Annotated in this window: 1 protein-coding gene and 1 pseudogene; one reads left to right on the top strand and one right to left on the bottom strand. The window is 70.1% G+C overall.

Features of this window, described 5'->3' with window-relative positions:
• Nucleotides 1-224 (bottom strand): annotated as a pseudogene (locus tag BACI9J_RS23590) (class I SAM-dependent methyltransferase); the annotation flags it as partial.
• A gap of 44 nt (nt 225-268) precedes the next feature.
• On the opposite strand from BACI9J_RS23590, the gene BACI9J_RS23585 reads away from it, so the two are divergent.
• The gene (locus tag BACI9J_RS23585; protein ID WP_159736739.1) at nt 269-1,015 is read left to right on the top strand and encodes a phosphoglyceromutase; all 747 of its coding nucleotides are present in this window, start codon (nt 269-271) and stop codon (nt 1,013-1,015) included.
• Nucleotides 1,016-1,228: the final 213 nt, after the last annotated feature.

The following is a 1,228-nucleotide window of genomic DNA, read 5'->3' as shown; positions in this document are numbered from 1 at the left end:
ACCCGCGAGGGCTCGATCTCGATGCCGGTCACCTCGACGTCCGGTCGGACGGCCGCCAGCCGGTCGCGGAGCTCGAGGGTGGTGGTCGGCGATGCCCCGTAGCCGACGTCGGCGACGAGCGGGTCGTCCGTCCGGCGCAGCACCGGCAGGGTCGCGATCCACCGGTCGACGCGGCGGAGCCGGTTGTACCCGGTCGTCCCGCGCGTCACGTTCCCGATGGGCATGCGTCAAGGGTACGGGGCCGGTACCGCTCGGTAGACTCGGAGGCATGACCTCCACGCTCGTCCTGCTCCGTCACGGCAACAGTGACTGGAACCAGAAGAACCTGTTCACCGGTTGGGTCGACGTCCGGCTCAGCGAGCTGGGCGAGAAGGAGGCGAAGCGCGCCGGCGACCTCATCGCCGAGTCCGGCATCGTCCCCGACGTCCTGTACACCTCGCTCCTGACCCGCGCGATCCAGACCGCGGACATCGCGCTGCTGCAGGCCGACCTGGCCTGGCTGCCGGTGAAGCGCGACTGGCGCCTCAACGAGCGCCACTACGGCGCCCTGCAGGGCAAGGACAAGGCCCAGACCCTGGCCGAGTACGGCGAGCAGCAGTTCATGGAGTGGTGCCGCTCGTTCGACGTCCCGCCGCCGCCCATCGCAGACGACGCCGAGTGGTCGCAGTCCGGTGACCGCCGCTACGCCGAGCTCGGCGACCAGCTGCCCCGCACCGAGTCGCTCAAGCTCGTGATCGACCGCCTGCTGCCGTACTGGGAGTCCGACATCACGAAGGACCTCGCCGCTGGCAAGACCGTGCTCGTCACTGCCCACGGCAACTCGCTGCGTGCGCTCGTGAAGCACCTCGACGGCATCTCCGACGATGACATCGCCGGTCTGAACATCCCGACCGGCATCCCGCTGGTGTACGAGCTCGACGACGACTTCACGCCGACGAAGCCCGCGTACTACCTGGACCCCGAGGCCGCCGCTGCCGGCGCCGCCGCCGTGGCCGCCCAGGGCGCCAAGAAGTAGCGCCCACGTAGAACGCCCCGTCCGGCATCCGGGCGGGGCGTTGGTGCGTGTGCCGTGCTTCCCGGAAGCGACAGTGGGCCGCCAACGTTCCGCCGACTCCTGTCGCTCTGCCAGGAGGAACGGATCGCCCCGTCGACGACGTGTCGCTCCGGCAGCATGGTCGGCTCGACGAGCCGTGGCTGGTCAGACGAAGTGCGACGCGATCTCCTGCAC

The organism is Arthrobacter sp. 9V (assembly GCF_902506065.1).
Taxonomy (GTDB): Bacteria; Actinomycetota; Actinomycetes; order Actinomycetales; family Micrococcaceae; genus Arthrobacter.
This window is presented reverse-complemented; position numbering and strand designations above follow the sequence as displayed.

Excerpts from the sequence above, each read along its gene's own strand:
- BACI9J_RS23585 (WP_159736739.1), top strand. The coding sequence starts at position 269 with ATGACCTCCACGCTCGTCCTGCTCCGTCACGGCAACAGTGACTGGAAC.